Source organism: Variovorax sp. GW821-FHT09D04, assembly GCF_059416405.1.
The window spans coordinates 1,009,187-1,023,186 of record NZ_JBWKPA010000001.1; the positions used below are offsets into that span (position 1 = coordinate 1,009,187).

Here is a 14,000-nt window from a genome sequence, read left to right on the forward strand (position 1 = left end):
TGCTGCCGTTCAACCGGCCTCGCGGGCGCGACGGAACTCGTAGGCCTTCAGGTGCACGTAGGCCGTGCGCAGCACCGACGGCGTGGCCGATGCGGTGCGCGGTGCGCGGGCCAGCAGGTCGCCCAGGATGTGGTCGGCCTCGACGCGCGCGCCGCGGGCCATGTCCTTGTACATGGAGGCGGTCATGGGCGAGCCGGCGGTCGTGACCACCGCGCGGCCGCGCGCGACGGCGCCGGGCCGTGGGGCAAAGCCGTTGTGGGCGGCGATGGCGCAGCACTCGTCGAAGATCGCAAGCGCCACGTCTTCGCCGCCGGCCGCCACGATGTCGCCGATGGAGGCGTGCATGAGGCTGGTGAGGCCTGCGGCCGAGGCGATGAAGACCCACTTCTCCCACATGTCCTGCGCGATGGTCTCGCTCGCGGTGGCCGTGAAGTTCGCGCCGGCGAACTGGGCCGCGATGGCGTCGATGCGCGGCGAGCGGCCACCGGCCCGTTCGCCGTAGCTCAGGCTGTGCATGTCGTTCAGGTGCTGCACGCGGCCCTCGTCGTCCAGCGTGGCGGAGATCATGCACAGGCCACCGAGCACGCGCGCCTCGCCGAAGCGCGCGACCAGCCGGTCGATGTGGCCCAGGCCGTTGAGCAGCGGAAGGATGACGGTGTCGGGCCCGACGGCGGGCGCGAACGAATCCATGGTGGCGTCGAGGTCGTAGGCCTTGCAGCCGACCACGACCACGTCGTACGGCCCGCCGATCTGCTCGGCCAGCACGTGCTTCGGCGTGGGCAGGTCGAGGTCGCCGAACGGGCTGCGCACCACGAGCCCGGTCGTGGCCAGCTGGGCCGCGCGGCCGGGACGCAGTAGAAAGGTCACATCGTGGCCTGCCGCGAGCAGGCGTGCGCCGAAGTAACCACCGAGTGCTCCCGCACCCACCATCAGGAATCGCATCGCGCGCTGCCTCCGAAGAAACTGAAGATCGGAAGCGATGATGCCCCGGATCGCGCGCGGGCGCCTCAGGGGTGTTGCGAGGTCGCCAGCCGCTCGCGGGCAAAGGGCCGCAGGTCGAGGCCGTGCGCGCTCTCGCGGCCCAGCACCCGGTCGGCGATGGCGTCGCCCAGCCCGGCCGAGTGCTTGAAGCCGTGGCCGGAGCAGGCCGAGACGATCAGCACGTTGGGCAGGCCGTCGAGCGCGTCGATCACGAAGCGGCGGTCGGGCGTGACGGTGTACATGCAGGCGCGGGCCTTGAGCGCATGCCCCCCGATCTGCGGAAAGCGCCCGGCCACGCGGTCGCGGTACATGGCGGCGGTTTCCTCGGCGCTCACCTCGCGGTCGAGCGCGTCGGGCGTGGTGGCGTCGACGTACTGCTCGGTGGCGACCTTCAGCGCGGGCTGCGACGGGTCGGAGGCCGGAAAACCGTACATGTAGTCCTCCTGCGCGTCGCCGAACATCCAGATGAAGATGGGAAAACGCCCGGGCGCGAAGTCGGCCGCGGCGGTGGGGCCGGTGTCGAACCAGTGCATCACCTGGCGGTGCACCGAGAAGTGGGCCTGCCAGTCGGTGCGCGCCTGCCGGCCAAGGAATTCGGGCAGCCAGGCGCCGGCCGCGACCACGACCTGGTCGGCGGCGAAGCTCGCGGTCTCGGTGCGCACGCGCACGGTGTCGCCGTTGCCCACGGGCTCGACGCCCAGCACGCGCTCGCCGGTGCGGGTCTGTGCGCCGTCGGCGCGGGCCACGGCGAGCTGGGCGGCGATGGCGTCTTCGGGGCGCACGAAGCCGGCGTCGCGCTCGAGGTAGCCGATCTCGTCGCCCTGCAGGTGGAACTGCGGGTAGCGCGCGCGGATGCCGGCCGCGTCGAGCACCTCGTGCACGATGTCGAAGCGCTCGGCGCAGGCGATGGTGCGGCGCACGAAGTCGGACTTGCCGTGGTGTTCGGCCACGCGGTCGCGCGGCGCGAGGATGAGGCCGCCGGTGGTGGTCATCAGCGGGCGGCCGGTGCGCGCCTCGAGCTCGCGCCAGATGGCGTGCGAGCGGTGCACCAGCGGCACGTACTCGTCGCCTTCGCCGACGGCCAGCCGCGTGATGCGCGAGTCGCCGTGCGAGGAGCCGCGGTCGTGCGGCGGCGCGAACTGGTCGATGCCGAGCACGCGCGCGCCGCGTTGCGAGAGCTGGTAGAGGGTGGCCGCGCCGAGGGCGCCCAAGCCGATGACGATCGCGTCGTAGTGAGTAGGGGAACGGGTCACGGGGCGAGAGGTTTCGTCGTCACACAAGGTTCAGGTCGAGAAACGCATCCTTCACCGCGATGGGCTGGGGAATGAGCTTCAGCTGCGCGAACACGTCGGCCAGGCCCTGCTGTTCGCGGGCGATGGCGGGCGTGAGCGCCACGACGCCATAGTGCCGCCGTTCGGTCGCCAGCGCCAGCACCTTGGGTTCGACCTTCAGCTGCGGCGCGAGCGTGGCCACCACGTCGCCGGGGTGGGCCTGGGCCCAGTCGTTGGCCTTGCGCAGTTCGGCGAACACGGTGCGCAGCGTGTCAGCGTTGGCGCGCGCGAAGGCGGGTTGGGCGAAGTGGTAGGTGCGGTTGCCGCTCAGGCCGGTGCCGTCGAACAGCAGGCGCGACTCGGTCGCCACCTGCGCGCCGGCCAGGAACGGGTCCCACAGGCCGATGGCCGCGACGCTGCCCGACTGGTAGGCCGCCACGGTGTCGGAGGCCGTGACGATGTAGACCGGCTCGATGTCTTCGTAGCGCAGGCCGGCCGCTTCGAGTGCGCGGATCAGCACGTACTGCGTGTTGTAGCCGCGGCCGGTGACGACCTTCTTGCCCTTGAGGTCGCGCACGCTGCGGATCGGCGAGTCGCGCGGCACCAGGAAGCCGACGCCGCCGGGGTAGGGGCTTTCGGCCGCGAGGTAGACCAGGCCCTTGCCGCTGGCCTGCTGGAACACGCCGATCCCGTCGGAGGCATGGCCGAAATCGATGGCGCCGGCCGACAGCGCTTCCGACAGCTGGCTGCCGCCGAGGAACTCGCGCCACTCGACGTTCACGCCGGCCGGCGCCAGCGCCTTCTCGAGCTGGCCCGTGCCCTTGAGGATGTTGAGCGTGTTGAACTTCTGGTAGCCGATGCGCAGCGTGCGGGCGCGCGTCTGGGCGAACAGCGGAGCCGATGCGGCCACGGCGGCGGCACCGACACCGGCGCGAAGCAGGAGGCGCCGGGAGACGGCGGGCGAGGAAGTGCTTGGGAAGTGCATGAGAAGAGCGGGGCCGCGTCGCGTGGCCGAAGAAGAAAAAAGCAGTCAGACGGAAGGCAGAGGCTGGCCACTCTAGGGACCGATGCCTGCGTGCGCCACGAAGCTTTTGTCATTTGTTCATGCGCAACTCATCGCTGCATATGCAAGCGGAAATTGCTTCGTTGGCGCCGCACGCAGCGCTGCCTAGAGTCGCGCTCTCTTTTTCCACTTCCAGCGAAGCGCAGGCATGACCCGCAACACCCACTCTTTCACCGTTTCCAGCCTGGCCCTGGCAATCGGCGCCTTCACCACCCTGGGCAACATCGCCTGGGCCGACAAGCTCGACGACATCCGCAAGGCCGGCGTGCTGCGCGTGGCCGCGTTCGACGGCAACCCGCCCTTCGGCTACATCGACCCGGCCAGCAAGAAGCAGGTGGGCCATGACATCGACCTGGCGACCGAGTTCGCGAAAAGCCTGGGCGTGAAGATCGAACTGGTGCCGACCAATCCGGCCAACCGCATTCCGCTGCTCACCTCGGGCAAGGCCGACGTGGTGTTCGCCAGCTTCACCATCACCGACGAGCGTGCCAAGGCGGTGGACTTCACCACGCCGTACTTCCTGGTCGGCCAGCAGTTCCTGGCGAAGAAGGGCGTGCTGAAGGAGGCCGCGCAGATCAAGGACATCCGCATCGGCACCGAGAAGGGCACGACGATGGAGTCGAACCTGCGCAAGAACTACCCCGACGCCAAGGTCGTGCTCTACGACGATTCGCCCTTTGCGCTGGCCGCGCTGCGCAACGGCAACGTGCAGGCCATCACCAACGACGGCGTGAAGCTCACGGCGCAGTGGAACGCGATTCCCGACAAGGAGAAGTACGAGATCCCGGCGATCACGGTGTCGAAGGAGTACCTCGGCGCGGCCGTGGCCAAGGGCGAGACGCGCCTGCTCGAGACACTCAACGCCTGGCTGGTCGACAGCGAGAAGAACGGCCGCGCCGTGGCGATCTACGACACCTGGTTCGGTCCGAACAGCAAGGCGCCGCTGCCGCGCCTGCTGAAGATCGGCGACCAGCGCGTGGCCGCCAACTGATGGGGCGCGCAACGACCGGATCGATGCGGCCTTGAGCGATCTCTTGCGCGAGCACCTGCTCGCGCCCCATTACCTCGGCTGGCTGCTCGACGGCTGGCTCGTGACCGTGGGCGCCTCGCTGCTGGTGGCGGCGGGCGCCACGCTGCTGGGCGTCGTCGTGGCGGCGGGGCGCTCGTCGAGCCGGCCCGCGTGGCTGCGCGCGAGCGGCGCGTACGTTTCGCTGTTTCGCAACACGCCGCTGCTGGTGCAGCTCTTCTTCTGGTACTTCGGCGCGCCCAGTTTGTTGCCCGAGGCGCTGCGCGAAGGGCTCCTGGCGGGGCGCTTCATTTCCTTCGAACTTCTGTCGGCGCTGCTCGGGCTCACGCTGTATGCGGCGGCCTACGTGGGTGAGGACATCCGCTCGGGCATACGCGGCGTGCCCGAGGGGCAGACGCTGGCGGCGCAGGCGCTGGGCTTCACGCGCGCACAGGTGCTGGCGCAGGTGGTGCTGCCGCAGGCGCTGCGCATCGCGCTGCCGCCGCTGCTGGGGCAGTACATGAACATCGTCAAGAACACCTCGCTCGCGATGGCCGTGGGGCTGGTCGAGCTGTCGTACGCCTCGCGCCAGGTCGAGGCCGAGACCTTCAAGACCTTCCAGGCCTTCGGCGTGGCGACGCTGCTCTACATCGTGACCATCGGCGCGATCGAGCTGCTGGCGGCGTGGGCTGCGCGTCGGCAGTCGGCGGTGCCGGGGAGGGCGGCGGCATGAGCGATGCGCTGCACATGCTGTGGGACAGCCTGCCGTACCTGCTGTGGGGCGCCTTTCCGCAGGGCGAGCTGGGCGGTGCGGCGCTCACGGTGCTGCTCAGCGCGGGCTCGGGCATTGCGTCGGCGCTGCTGGGGCTGGCGTGGGGCATCGGGCTGGCCATGGCGCGAGGCCCGCTGAAGCGCGTGCTGACGCTGGGGTTGGCATTCCTGCGCGCGATCCCGGTGCTGATGCTGATCTTCTGGACCTACTTCCTGCTGCCGTTCGCGCTCGGCGTGAGCGTGCCGGGCGTGATGTCGGTGATGTGCGCGCTGTCGCTGGTGGGCGGCGCCTACCTGGCGCACGCGGTGCATGCGGGCATCCGCGGCATCGGGGCGGGGCAGTGGGCGGCGGGGCTGTCGCTCGGGCTCACGCGCTGGGGCACGCTGCGCCACGTCGTGCTGCCGCAGGCGCTGCGGATGATGCTGCCGTCGTTCGTCAACCAATGGGTCACGCTCGTGAAGGACAGCTCGCTGGCGTACGTGGTGGGCGTGGGCGAGCTGTCGTTTGTGGCCTCGCAGGTGAACGCGCGCACCATGGTCTATCCGGCGGAGATCTTCGTGCTGGTGGGCGCGATCTACTGGCTGCTGTGCACCGGGCTGGACCGGCTGGCCCACGGGGTCGTGCGCCGCGCGCAGGCGGGTGCGCCGGTTGTCATGAACTTTTCTGGAAAAGGTCTTGAGCGCTTCGCATAATCGTCCCGGTCATTCCGACAGCCTTTCTTATTTCAAGGAGTTCCACCTCATGGCACAGACCCGGATCGCCGTCATCGTCGGCAGCCTGCGCAAGGATTCGTTCAACCACAAGCTGGCCCTGGCGCTGGCGCATCTCGCGCCGTCGGACTTCACGTTCGAGACCCTGCGCATCGACGACCTGCCGCTGTACAACCAGGACGACGACGGCAACCAGGCCGCGCAGGTGAAGCGCCTCAAGAGCGAAGTGGCCGCCGCGCAGGGCGTGCTGTTCGTCACGCCCGAATACAACCGCTCGATCCCCGGCGTGCTGAAGAACGCCATCGACCACGCTTCGCGCCCCTATGGCCAGAGCGTGTGGGCCGGCAAGCCGACCGGCGTGCTCGGCATCTCGGTGGGCGCCATCGGCACCGCGCTGGCGCAGCAGCACCTGCGCAACATCCTGGCGTATCTCGACGCGCCGACGATGGGCGGCCCCGAGGTGTTCCTGCAGGCCAAGGAAGGCCTGTTCGACGACAAGGGCCATATCGGCAACGAAGGCACGCAGAAATTCCTGCAGGGCTGGATGGACAAGTACGTGGCCTGGGTCAAGGCCCATTCCGCGGCCTGATCGCAAGGCCATCGCCCATGAAAAAAGCCGCCCCACGGGGCGGCTTTTTCGTTCCGGCGGCGGAAGACTCAGGCGGCTTGCGCGACGTTCTTCTGGTTGGCAGCTTCGGTCGTGGCCACGAGGATGTCGGCACGGGCGGCGGCCAGCGCGGCGGCCTTGGGCGCGTCACCCATCGCGATGCCTTCGGCGCGCACGAAGCGCACGTCGGTGATGCCGAAGAAGCCGAAGATCACCTTCAGGTAGCTCTCCTGGTGCTCGGCCGCCTGGCCGCCTTCGGAGGTCGAGTAGATGCCGCCGCGGCTGGACGCCACGATCACCGTCTTGCCGCCGGCCAGGCCCACGGGGCCCTTCTCGGTGTACTTGAAGGTGCGGCCGGCTTGCGCAAGCCGGTCGATCCAGGCCTTGAGCTGGGTCGGGATGGTGAAGTTGTACAGCGGGGCGCCGAGCACCACGACGTCGGCGGCCAGGAACTGGCTCACCAGCTTTTCCGACAGGGCGTTCTCGCGCAGTTGCGCTTCGGTCGGCTGGGCCTGCACGCCGGTCTTGATGCCGAGGGCGTCGACGCCGAAGTGGGAGGGCGCGTCCACGGCGAGGTCGAGGTACTCGACTTGGGTGTCGGGGTGGGCGGCGCGCCATGCGGCGACGGTTTCGGCGGTCAGCTGGCGCGAGGTGGAGCCGGCGGCGAGGATGCTGGAGTCGATGTGGAGCAGCTTCATGTCAATCAATCACTTTCTGTGCAAGGTGTCGGCGCTGAGAAGTGGCCGGCGTTGGGAGAATTCTATTTTTGATGTGAGTGGCTGATAAGTAGCCAAAATTTGATCAGATCGTTCTGTTTGCAGGACAATGAAGCCATGCAAGACCTCAACGACATGGTGTTCTTCGCCGAGGTGGCCGAGCGGGGCGGCTTTGCCGCCGCCAGCCGGGCGCTGGGCATTCCCAAATCGCGCCTGTCGCGCCGCGTGGCCGAGCTCGAGGAGCGGCTGGGCGTGCAGCTGATGCAGCGCAGCACGCGCCGCCTGTCGCTCACGCCGGCCGGCGAGATCTACTTGCGGCATGCCTCGGCGATGCGCGACGCGGCCCAGGCGGCGGCCGAGGCGGTGGCGCAGGTGCAGACCGAGCCGAGCGGGCTGGTGCGGCTGACCTGCCCGGTCACCATCTCGCACAGCGGGCTGGCGCAGCTGATGCCGGTGTTCATGGCGCGCCACCCGGCGGTGCGCGTCGACATGCGCGTCATCAACCGGCCGGTGGACCTGATCGAGGAGGGCATCGACATCGCGCTGCGCGTGCGCCCGACCATCGAGGACAGCACGGTGCTGGTGGCCAAGACCTTCGGCCACAGCCGCGGCGTGCTGGTCGCGAGCCCGACGCTGCTGGCCAGCCAGGGCCCGGTCGACACGCCCGCCGACCTCGCGAAGCTGCCGACGGCGGCCATGTCGGTCAACGGGGAAGGGCGCTCGGAGTGGCGGCTCGAAGGCCCGGAAGGCCGCAGCCACGTGCATGTGCACATACCGCGCTACGTGGCCGACGACCTGGCCACGCTGCAGTTCGGCGCGCTGGGCGGCGTCGGCGTGACCCTGCTGCCCGACTACATGTGCAGCGCCGACATCGAGGCGGGCCGGCTGGTGCGGGTGCTGCCCGGCTGGGGGCCATCGCCGGTGGTGGCGCACATGGTGTTTCCGGCGCGGCGGGCGCTGGTGCCGGCGGTGCGGCGGCTGATCGACTTCCTGTCCGAGCACCTGCAAAGCGAGCAGATGCGGATGTTCTGAGGCCGGTTTGCTATCCAAAAGATAGCGCTGCGGCAGGGCTTTTCAGATTCCATATGCGAAAAACGTCATATCCAAACAAACAGATATTCGTTTGCCATTGAAGCAGCGGTTCGCACAATCCAGGGCTTCACCCCCTCCTTGGAGCGACCATGGCAACCCTGCGACTCGGCGACACCGCCCCCAATTTCACCCAGGACTCCAGCGAAGGCCCGATCGACTTCTATCAGTGGGCCGGCGATTCGTGGATCGTGTTCTTCTCGCACCCGGCCGATTTCACGCCCGTGTGCACCACCGAACTCGGCAAGACGGCAGCGCTGTCGGGCGAGTTCGCCAAGCGCGGCGTGAAGCCCATCGCACTGAGCGTCGACCCGGCCACCAAGCACAAGGAGTGGATCGGCGACATCAACGAGACGCAGAACACCACCGTCAACTTCCCGATCATTGCGGACGCCGACCGCAAGGTGGCCGACCTGTACGACCTGATCCACCCGAACGCCTCGACCACGGCCACGGTGCGCAGCGTCTACATCATCGACCCCAAGAAGGTCATCCGCACCACCATCACCTACCCCGCGTCGACCGGCCGCAACTTCGACGAGATCCTGCGCGTGATCGACTCGCTGCAGCTCACCGACAGCCACAAGGTCGCCACGCCCGTGAACTGGAAGGACGGCGACGACGTCGTCATCGTGCCGAGCATCCAGGACCCGGCCGAACTGGCCGAGCGCTTCCCCAAGGGCTTCAAGGCCGTCAAGCCTTACCTGCGCATCACGCCGCAGCCCAACAAGTAAGAAGCCGCAGGACCGCGCCGTCATGCAGACTCGTGTCGTCATCGTGCCCGGTTGGCGCGACTCCGGGCCCGGCCATTGGCAGAGCCTGTGGGAAGAACGCATTCCGGGCGCGGCGCGGGTGGCGCAGGACGACTGGGCCTCGCCCAAGCGCGACGCCTGGGTGCCCGCGCTGGCCAAGCTGGTGCTCGAAAGCGAAGGCCCCGTGGTCATCGCGGCGCACAGCCTGGGCTGCATCGCCACGGCGCACCTGCCACCCGAGGCCGCCGCCCGCATCCAGGGTGCGCTGCTGGTGGCGCCGGCCGACCCCGAGCGCCGCGCGGTGCTGTCCGACTTCGCACCCGTGCCCTACGCGGCACTGCCGTACCGCAGCATCGTGGTGGCGAGCAGCAACGATCCCTATTGCCCGATCCGCCTGGCGGGCGCCTATTCGCGCGCCTGGGGCAGCGAATTCGTGCGCATGCAGAATGCGGGGCACATCAACATCGATTCGGGGCACGGAGACTGGCCGCTCGGCCTGGCCCTGCTGCAATCGTTGACCGACGAACCCGCCGCCTGGTCGGCGGGACGTGAATTTTCAGAAAACCTGGCAACCACATGACTTCCAGAATCAAGACCTTCGTCGCCGTGCTCGCGCTGGCGTCCTCCGCACTCGCCGGCAGCACCGCCTTCGCACAAGGCACCGGGCTGCTGAACGCCTCGTACGACGTGGCCCGCGAGTTCTACAAGGACTACAACGCGGCCTTCGTGGCGAACTACAAGAAGGCCACGGGCAAGGACGTCAAGATCGACCAGTCGCACGGCGGCTCCAGCGCCCAGGCGCGCGCCGTGGCCGACGGCCTCGATGCCGACGTGGTGACCATGAACACCTCGACCGACATCGACTTCCTGGCCAACGCCGGCGTGGTCGCCAAGGACTGGAACAAGAAGTTCCCCGAGAACGCATCGCCGACCACCTCGACCATGCTGCTGCTGGTGCGCAACGGCAACCCCAAGGGCATCAAGGACTGGGACGACCTGGTCAAGCCCGGCGTGCAGGTCGTGATCGTCAACCCCAAGACCGGCGGCAACGGCCGCTATGCCTACCTGGCCGCCTGGGGCTACATCAAGAAGAAGGGCGGCACCGACGCCCAGGCTGCCGAGTTCGTCGGCAAGCTGTTCAAGAACGTGCCGGTGCTGGCACGCGGCGGCCGCGACGCGACCACCGCCTTCCTGCAACGCAACATCGGCGACGCGCTGATCACCTTCGAATCCGAAGTGGTCTCGATCGACCGCGAATTCGGCACCGGCAAGGTCGACTCGGTCTACCCGTCGATCTCCATCGTGGCCGAGAACCCGGTCGCCATCGTTGAGCGCACCGTCAAGAAGAAGGGCACGGGCGAGCTGGCCAAGGCCTACCTCGACTGGCTGTACTCCGAAGAAGCACAGGAAATCGCCGCCAAGCATGCGCTGCGCCCGCGTTCGCAGACCGTGCTCAAGAAGTACGCATCGACCTTCAAGCCGCTGCAGCTGTTCACGGTGCAGGAACTGTTCGGCAGCCTGAGCGAAGCACAGAAGGTGCACTTCAATGACGGCGGCCAGTTCGACAAGCTCTACACGCCCGGCGCGAAGTAAATGAGCGGCGCTGCTTCTTCGGCGCTCCCGGCAGCGGGAGCGCCTTTTTCACGTGCCAACCGGGCAGGGGGCGCCAAGCGCGTGCTGCCCGGTTTCCACATCACGCTCGGCTTCACGGTCTTCTATCTGTGCCTGATCGTGCTGATCCCGCTGTCGGCGCTGGTCTTCAAGACTTTCACGATGACCTGGGAGCACTTCTGGGTGTCGGTGACCGCGCCGCGCGTGATGGCCTCGTACCGCCTGACCTTCGGCGCCTCGCTGATCGCGGCGATGGTGAACGCGGTGTTCGGCCTGCTCGTGGCCTGGGTGCTGGTGCGCTACAAGTTCCCGGGCAAGCGCATCGTCGATGCGCTGGTCGACCTGCCGTTCGCGCTGCCCACGGCCGTGGCCGGCATCTCGCTCACGGCGCTGCTCGCGGGCAACGGCTGGATCGGGCAACTGCTCGAGCCGCACGGCATCAAGCTGGCGTTCACGCCGGCGGGCATCGTGATCGCGCTGATCTTCATCGGACTGCCCTTCGTGGTGCGCACGGTGCAGCCGGTGCTCGAAGACGCCGAGAAGGAACTCGAAGAAGCCGCCACCTCGCTGGGCGCCACGCGCCTGCAGACCTTCACGAAGGTGATCTTCCCGTCGATCGCGCCCGCGCTGCTGACGGGCTTTGCGATGGCCTTCGCACGCGCCATCGGCGAGTACGGCTCCGTGATCTTCATCGCCGGCAACATGCCGATGATTTCCGAGATCACGCCGCTCATCATCATCGGCAAGCTGGAGCAGTACGACTACACGGGCGCCACCGCGGTCGCGCTGGTGATGCTGGTGCTGTCGTTCATCCTGCTGCTGGTCATCAACGGCCTGCAAGCCTGGCAGCGCAAGCGCGCGGGGGCATGACATGAGTGCACCTTCGAAAATCATCCGCCGCGCACAGGCCGGCACCACCGAGTCGGCCTGGGTCCGCTGGACGCTGATCGGCATCGCCCTGGCGTTCATGTTCCTGTTCCTCGTGCTGCCGCTGGCGGCCGTGGCGGTCGAGGCGCTGCGCAAGGGCCTCAATGCCTACCTCGAGGCGCTGAAGGAACCCGATGCGTGGAGCGCCATCCGCCTCACGCTGATCACCGCCGCCATCGCGGTGCCGATGAACCTCGTGTTCGGCGTGGCCGCGGCCTGGGCCATTGCCAAGTTCGAGTTCCGCGGCAAGGCCTTTCTCACCACGCTGATCGACCTGCCGTTCGCGGTGTCGCCGGTGGTGGCGGGCCTGATCTACGTGTTGGTGTTCGGCGCGCAGGGCTGGTTCGGCCCGTGGCTGGCGGAGCACGACATCAAGATCATCTTCGCCGTGCCCGGCATCGTGCTGGCCACCGTGTTCGTGACCTTTCCCTTCATTGCGCGCGAACTCATTCCTCTGATGCAGGCGCAGGGCACCGACGAGGAGCAGGCCGCCATCGTGCTCGGCGCGACCGGCTGGCAGACCTTCCGGCGTGTGACCTTGCCCAACATCAAGTGGGGCCTGCTGTACGGCGTGATCCTGTGCAACGCGCGCGCCATGGGCGAGTTCGGCGCGGTGTCGGTGGTGTCGGGCCACATCCGCGGCCAGACCAACACGATGCCGCTGCACGTCGAGGTGCTCTACAACGAATACCAGTCGGTGGCCGCCTTCGCGGTGGCCTCGCTGCTGGCGATCCTGGCGCTGGTCACCCTGGTGATCAAGTCGGTCATCGAGTGGCGCCATGAGCGCGAAATGAAAGCCATCGCCGAGCTGCCGCCCGAGCGTCCCCCCGAGCCTTCGGCGGCCTGAGAAGACGAGAGAACAAGACCATGAGCATCGAAATCCGCAACATCAGCAAGCAGTTCGGCGACTTCCGCGCGCTGAACAACGTGAACCTCGACGTCGAGTCGGGCGAACTGGTCGCGCTGCTCGGCCCCTCGGGCTGCGGCAAGACCACGCTGCTGCGCATCATCGCGGGCCTGGAAACGGCCGACACCGGCAGCATCCACTTCTCGGGCGAAGACACGACCGACGTGCACGTGCGCGAACGCCAGGTCGGCTTCGTGTTCCAGCACTACGCGCTGTTCCGACACATGACCGTGTTCGAGAACGTGGCCTTCGGCCTGCGTGTGAAGCCGCGCAAGGAGCGCCCGAGCGACGCGCAGATCAAGGCCAAGGTGACCGACCTGCTCAAGCTGGTGCAGCTCGACTGGCTGGCCGACCGCTACCCGTCGCAGCTGTCCGGCGGCCAGCGCCAGCGCATCGCGCTGGCCCGCGCGCTGGCGGTGGAGCCCAAGGTGCTGCTGCTGGACGAACCCTTCGGCGCACTCGACGCCAAGGTGCGCAAGGAACTGCGCCGCTGGCTGCGCCGGCTGCACGACGAGCTGCACGTCACCTCGATCTTCGTCACGCACGACCAGGAAGAAGCACTCGAGGTGGCCGACCGCGTGGTGGTCATCAACAAGGGCCGCATCGAGCAGGTCGGCTCGCCGCAAGATGTGTGGGACAAGCCCGCGAGCCCGTTCGTCTACGGCTTCCTGGGCGACGTGAACCTGTTCCACGGCCGGGCCGACAACGGCGCCGTGCAACTGGACGGCATGCGCATCGACTCGCCCGAGCACAGCAGCGCGCGCGACGCCAAGGCGCTGGCCTACGTGCGCCCGCATGACCTGGATGTGACACGCTACGTGTCAGGCGCCACGGGCATCGTCGCCACGCTGTCGCGTGCGATCGTGGTCGGACCGATCGCGCGGCTGGAACTTGAGCCCACCGAAACGAATCCAGATAATCCGGGCTCCGGAACCATCATCGAAGCGCAACTCCCTGCGCAACAGTTCCGCGACCTGGGCTTGAAGGAAGGCGACACCGTCGTCGCCAACCCCCGCAAGGCCAGGGTGTTCGTAGAAGAAGATTGGGTATCTCCTTGATCCATTGGTACTTCGGCGCGCCGCGCCGCGCGCTCGGGCTGATCTGCCTGGCCTGTGTCCTCATGCTGGCCTTCGGGCTGTATCTGCAGCACGTGGTCGGGCTCGAACCCTGCCCGATGTGCATCGTGCAGCGCTATGCGCTGATGCTGGTGGCGCTGTTCACCGGCCTGGCGGCGCTGTTCAACAGCCGCGGCCTGCAGGTGACGGGCGGGGTGCTGGCACTGGCGGCGGCGGTGGGCGGTGCCTACACGGCGGCGCAGCAGAGCTGGCTGCAGTGGTATCCGCCCGAGGTCGTCTCGTGCGGGCGCGACCTGTACGGGATGATCGAGACCTTCCCGCTCAAGCGCGCGCTGCCGATGATCTTCCGCGGCGGCGGCGACTGCTCCAAGATCGACTGGTCGCTGTTCGGCCTGACGCTGGCGAACTGGTCGTTCATCGCGTTCACGGTGCTGGCGCTGTTGCTCCTCACCTTGCTCTTGCGCCGGCGCACCGCGCGCTGAGTTCTTTTTCAGTAGTTGTTGCGGCGTGGC

The 14,000-nt window shown here is 68.0% G+C and carries 16 protein-coding genes; 12 read left to right on the forward strand and 4 right to left on the reverse strand.

The window, feature by feature from the left end; all coding sequences use genetic code 11:
- Positions 1 to 9: 9 nt before the first annotated feature.
- From panE to AC07O4_RS04655, 3 genes are all read right to left on the reverse strand, one after another.
- Complete coding sequence (gene panE, locus AC07O4_RS04645) at positions 10 to 942, reverse strand: 2-dehydropantoate 2-reductase (RefSeq protein ID WP_495303869.1); 933 nt, start codon at positions 940 to 942, stop codon at positions 10 to 12.
- 65 nt (positions 943 to 1,007) lie between these two features.
- Positions 1,008 to 2,234: an N-methyl-L-tryptophan oxidase gene (solA, locus tag AC07O4_RS04650; RefSeq protein WP_495303870.1), complete on the reverse strand. Its 1,227-nt coding sequence runs from the start codon at positions 2,232 to 2,234 to the stop codon at positions 1,008 to 1,010.
- A gap of 19 nt (positions 2,235 to 2,253) precedes the next feature.
- Positions 2,254 to 3,162, reverse strand: a complete 909-nt coding sequence (locus tag AC07O4_RS04655; protein WP_495303871.1) for an aliphatic sulfonate ABC transporter substrate-binding protein — start codon at positions 3,160 to 3,162, stop codon at positions 2,254 to 2,256.
- A gap of 301 nt (positions 3,163 to 3,463) precedes the next feature.
- Here AC07O4_RS04655 and AC07O4_RS04660 point away from each other — a divergent pair, with 301 nt between their 5' ends.
- Genes AC07O4_RS04660 through AC07O4_RS04675 form a run of 4 tightly spaced genes read left to right on the forward strand, consistent with a single transcriptional unit; the run spans position 3,464 to position 6,392 of the window.
- Positions 3,464 to 4,306, forward strand: a complete 843-nt coding sequence (locus AC07O4_RS04660) for a transporter substrate-binding domain-containing protein (RefSeq protein WP_070060828.1) — start codon at positions 3,464 to 3,466, stop codon at positions 4,304 to 4,306.
- 31 nt (positions 4,307 to 4,337) lie between these two features.
- Positions 4,338 to 5,054, forward strand: a complete 717-nt coding sequence (locus AC07O4_RS04665) for an amino acid ABC transporter permease (RefSeq protein ID WP_495303872.1) — start codon at positions 4,338 to 4,340, stop codon at positions 5,052 to 5,054.
- The gene (locus tag AC07O4_RS04670) at positions 5,051 to 5,785 is read left to right on the forward strand and encodes an amino acid ABC transporter permease (protein WP_495303873.1); all 735 of its coding nucleotides are present in this window, start codon (positions 5,051 to 5,053) and stop codon (positions 5,783 to 5,785) included. Before AC07O4_RS04665 ends, AC07O4_RS04670 begins: the two co-directional genes overlap by 4 nt.
- Positions 5,786 to 5,834: 49 nt before the next feature.
- Positions 5,835 to 6,392 carry an NADPH-dependent FMN reductase gene (locus AC07O4_RS04675; RefSeq protein ID WP_062470062.1) on the forward strand — a complete coding sequence of 186 codons (558 nt, stop codon included), beginning with the start codon at positions 5,835 to 5,837 and terminating at the stop codon, positions 6,390 to 6,392.
- Positions 6,393 to 6,460: 68 nt separating this feature from the next.
- On the opposite strand, the gene AC07O4_RS04680 is transcribed toward AC07O4_RS04675, so the two are convergent.
- The gene (locus AC07O4_RS04680) at positions 6,461 to 7,108 is read right to left on the reverse strand and encodes an FMN-dependent NADH-azoreductase (protein WP_095745444.1); all 648 of its coding nucleotides are present in this window, start codon (positions 7,106 to 7,108) and stop codon (positions 6,461 to 6,463) included.
- 135 nt (positions 7,109 to 7,243) lie between these two features.
- Between AC07O4_RS04680 and AC07O4_RS04685 the strand changes: the two genes are divergently transcribed.
- The 8 genes from AC07O4_RS04685 (at position 7,244) to AC07O4_RS04720 (ending at position 13,970) form a co-directional block, all read left to right on the forward strand.
- Positions 7,244 to 8,158, forward strand: coding sequence for a LysR family transcriptional regulator (locus AC07O4_RS04685; protein WP_495303874.1), 915 nt, complete (start codon positions 7,244 to 7,246; stop codon positions 8,156 to 8,158).
- A gap of 149 nt (positions 8,159 to 8,307) precedes the next feature.
- The gene (locus AC07O4_RS04690) at positions 8,308 to 8,949 is read left to right on the forward strand and encodes a peroxiredoxin (RefSeq protein ID WP_062470070.1); all 642 of its coding nucleotides are present in this window, start codon (positions 8,308 to 8,310) and stop codon (positions 8,947 to 8,949) included.
- A 22-nt stretch (positions 8,950 to 8,971) separates the two neighbouring features.
- Positions 8,972 to 9,547, forward strand: a complete 576-nt coding sequence (locus AC07O4_RS04695) for an RBBP9/YdeN family alpha/beta hydrolase (RefSeq protein WP_056580397.1) — start codon at positions 8,972 to 8,974, stop codon at positions 9,545 to 9,547.
- Positions 9,544 to 10,560, forward strand: a complete 1,017-nt coding sequence (locus AC07O4_RS04700; RefSeq protein WP_062470072.1) for a sulfate ABC transporter substrate-binding protein — start codon at positions 9,544 to 9,546, stop codon at positions 10,558 to 10,560. Before AC07O4_RS04695 ends, AC07O4_RS04700 begins: the two co-directional genes overlap by 4 nt.
- A complete protein-coding gene (cysT, locus tag AC07O4_RS04705) occupies positions 10,561 to 11,448 on the forward strand; it encodes a sulfate ABC transporter permease subunit CysT (protein WP_062470075.1) in 888 nt (295 codons plus the stop codon).
- 1 nt (position 11,449) lies between these two features.
- Positions 11,450 to 12,352, forward strand: coding sequence for a sulfate ABC transporter permease subunit CysW (cysW, locus tag AC07O4_RS04710; RefSeq protein ID WP_062470078.1), 903 nt, complete (start codon positions 11,450 to 11,452; stop codon positions 12,350 to 12,352).
- Positions 12,353 to 12,372: 20 nt separating this feature from the next.
- Positions 12,373 to 13,470, forward strand: a complete 1,098-nt coding sequence (locus AC07O4_RS04715) for a sulfate/molybdate ABC transporter ATP-binding protein (protein ID WP_062470081.1) — start codon at positions 12,373 to 12,375, stop codon at positions 13,468 to 13,470.
- A complete protein-coding gene (locus AC07O4_RS04720; protein ID WP_062470083.1) occupies positions 13,467 to 13,970 on the forward strand; it encodes a disulfide bond formation protein B in 504 nt (167 codons plus the stop codon). The genes AC07O4_RS04715 and AC07O4_RS04720 overlap by 4 nt, the downstream gene beginning before the upstream one ends.
- Positions 13,971 to 14,000 lie beyond the last annotated feature (30 nt).

Coding starts and splice junctions, on each gene's coding strand:
- panE (WP_495303869.1), bottom strand. CDS start 942: ATGCGATTCCTGATGGTGGGTGCGGGAGCACTCGGTGGTTACTTCGGC.
- AC07O4_RS04660 (WP_070060828.1), top strand. CDS start 3,464: ATGACCCGCAACACCCACTCTTTCACCGTTTCCAGCCTGGCCCTGGCA.
- AC07O4_RS04670 (WP_495303873.1), top strand. CDS start 5,051: ATGAGCGATGCGCTGCACATGCTGTGGGACAGCCTGCCGTACCTGCTG.
- AC07O4_RS04675 (WP_062470062.1), top strand. CDS start 5,835: ATGGCACAGACCCGGATCGCCGTCATCGTCGGCAGCCTGCGCAAGGAT.
- AC07O4_RS04680 (WP_095745444.1), bottom strand. CDS start 7,108: ATGAAGCTGCTCCACATCGACTCCAGCATCCTCGCCGCCGGCTCCACC.
- AC07O4_RS04685 (WP_495303874.1), top strand. CDS start 7,244: ATGCAAGACCTCAACGACATGGTGTTCTTCGCCGAGGTGGCCGAGCGG.
- AC07O4_RS04690 (WP_062470070.1), top strand. CDS start 8,308: ATGGCAACCCTGCGACTCGGCGACACCGCCCCCAATTTCACCCAGGAC.
- AC07O4_RS04695 (WP_056580397.1), top strand. CDS start 8,972: ATGCAGACTCGTGTCGTCATCGTGCCCGGTTGGCGCGACTCCGGGCCC.
- AC07O4_RS04700 (WP_062470072.1), top strand. CDS start 9,544: ATGACTTCCAGAATCAAGACCTTCGTCGCCGTGCTCGCGCTGGCGTCC.
- cysT (WP_062470075.1), top strand. CDS start 10,561: ATGAGCGGCGCTGCTTCTTCGGCGCTCCCGGCAGCGGGAGCGCCTTTT.
- cysW (WP_062470078.1), top strand. CDS start 11,450: ATGAGTGCACCTTCGAAAATCATCCGCCGCGCACAGGCCGGCACCACC.
- AC07O4_RS04715 (WP_062470081.1), top strand. CDS start 12,373: ATGAGCATCGAAATCCGCAACATCAGCAAGCAGTTCGGCGACTTCCGC.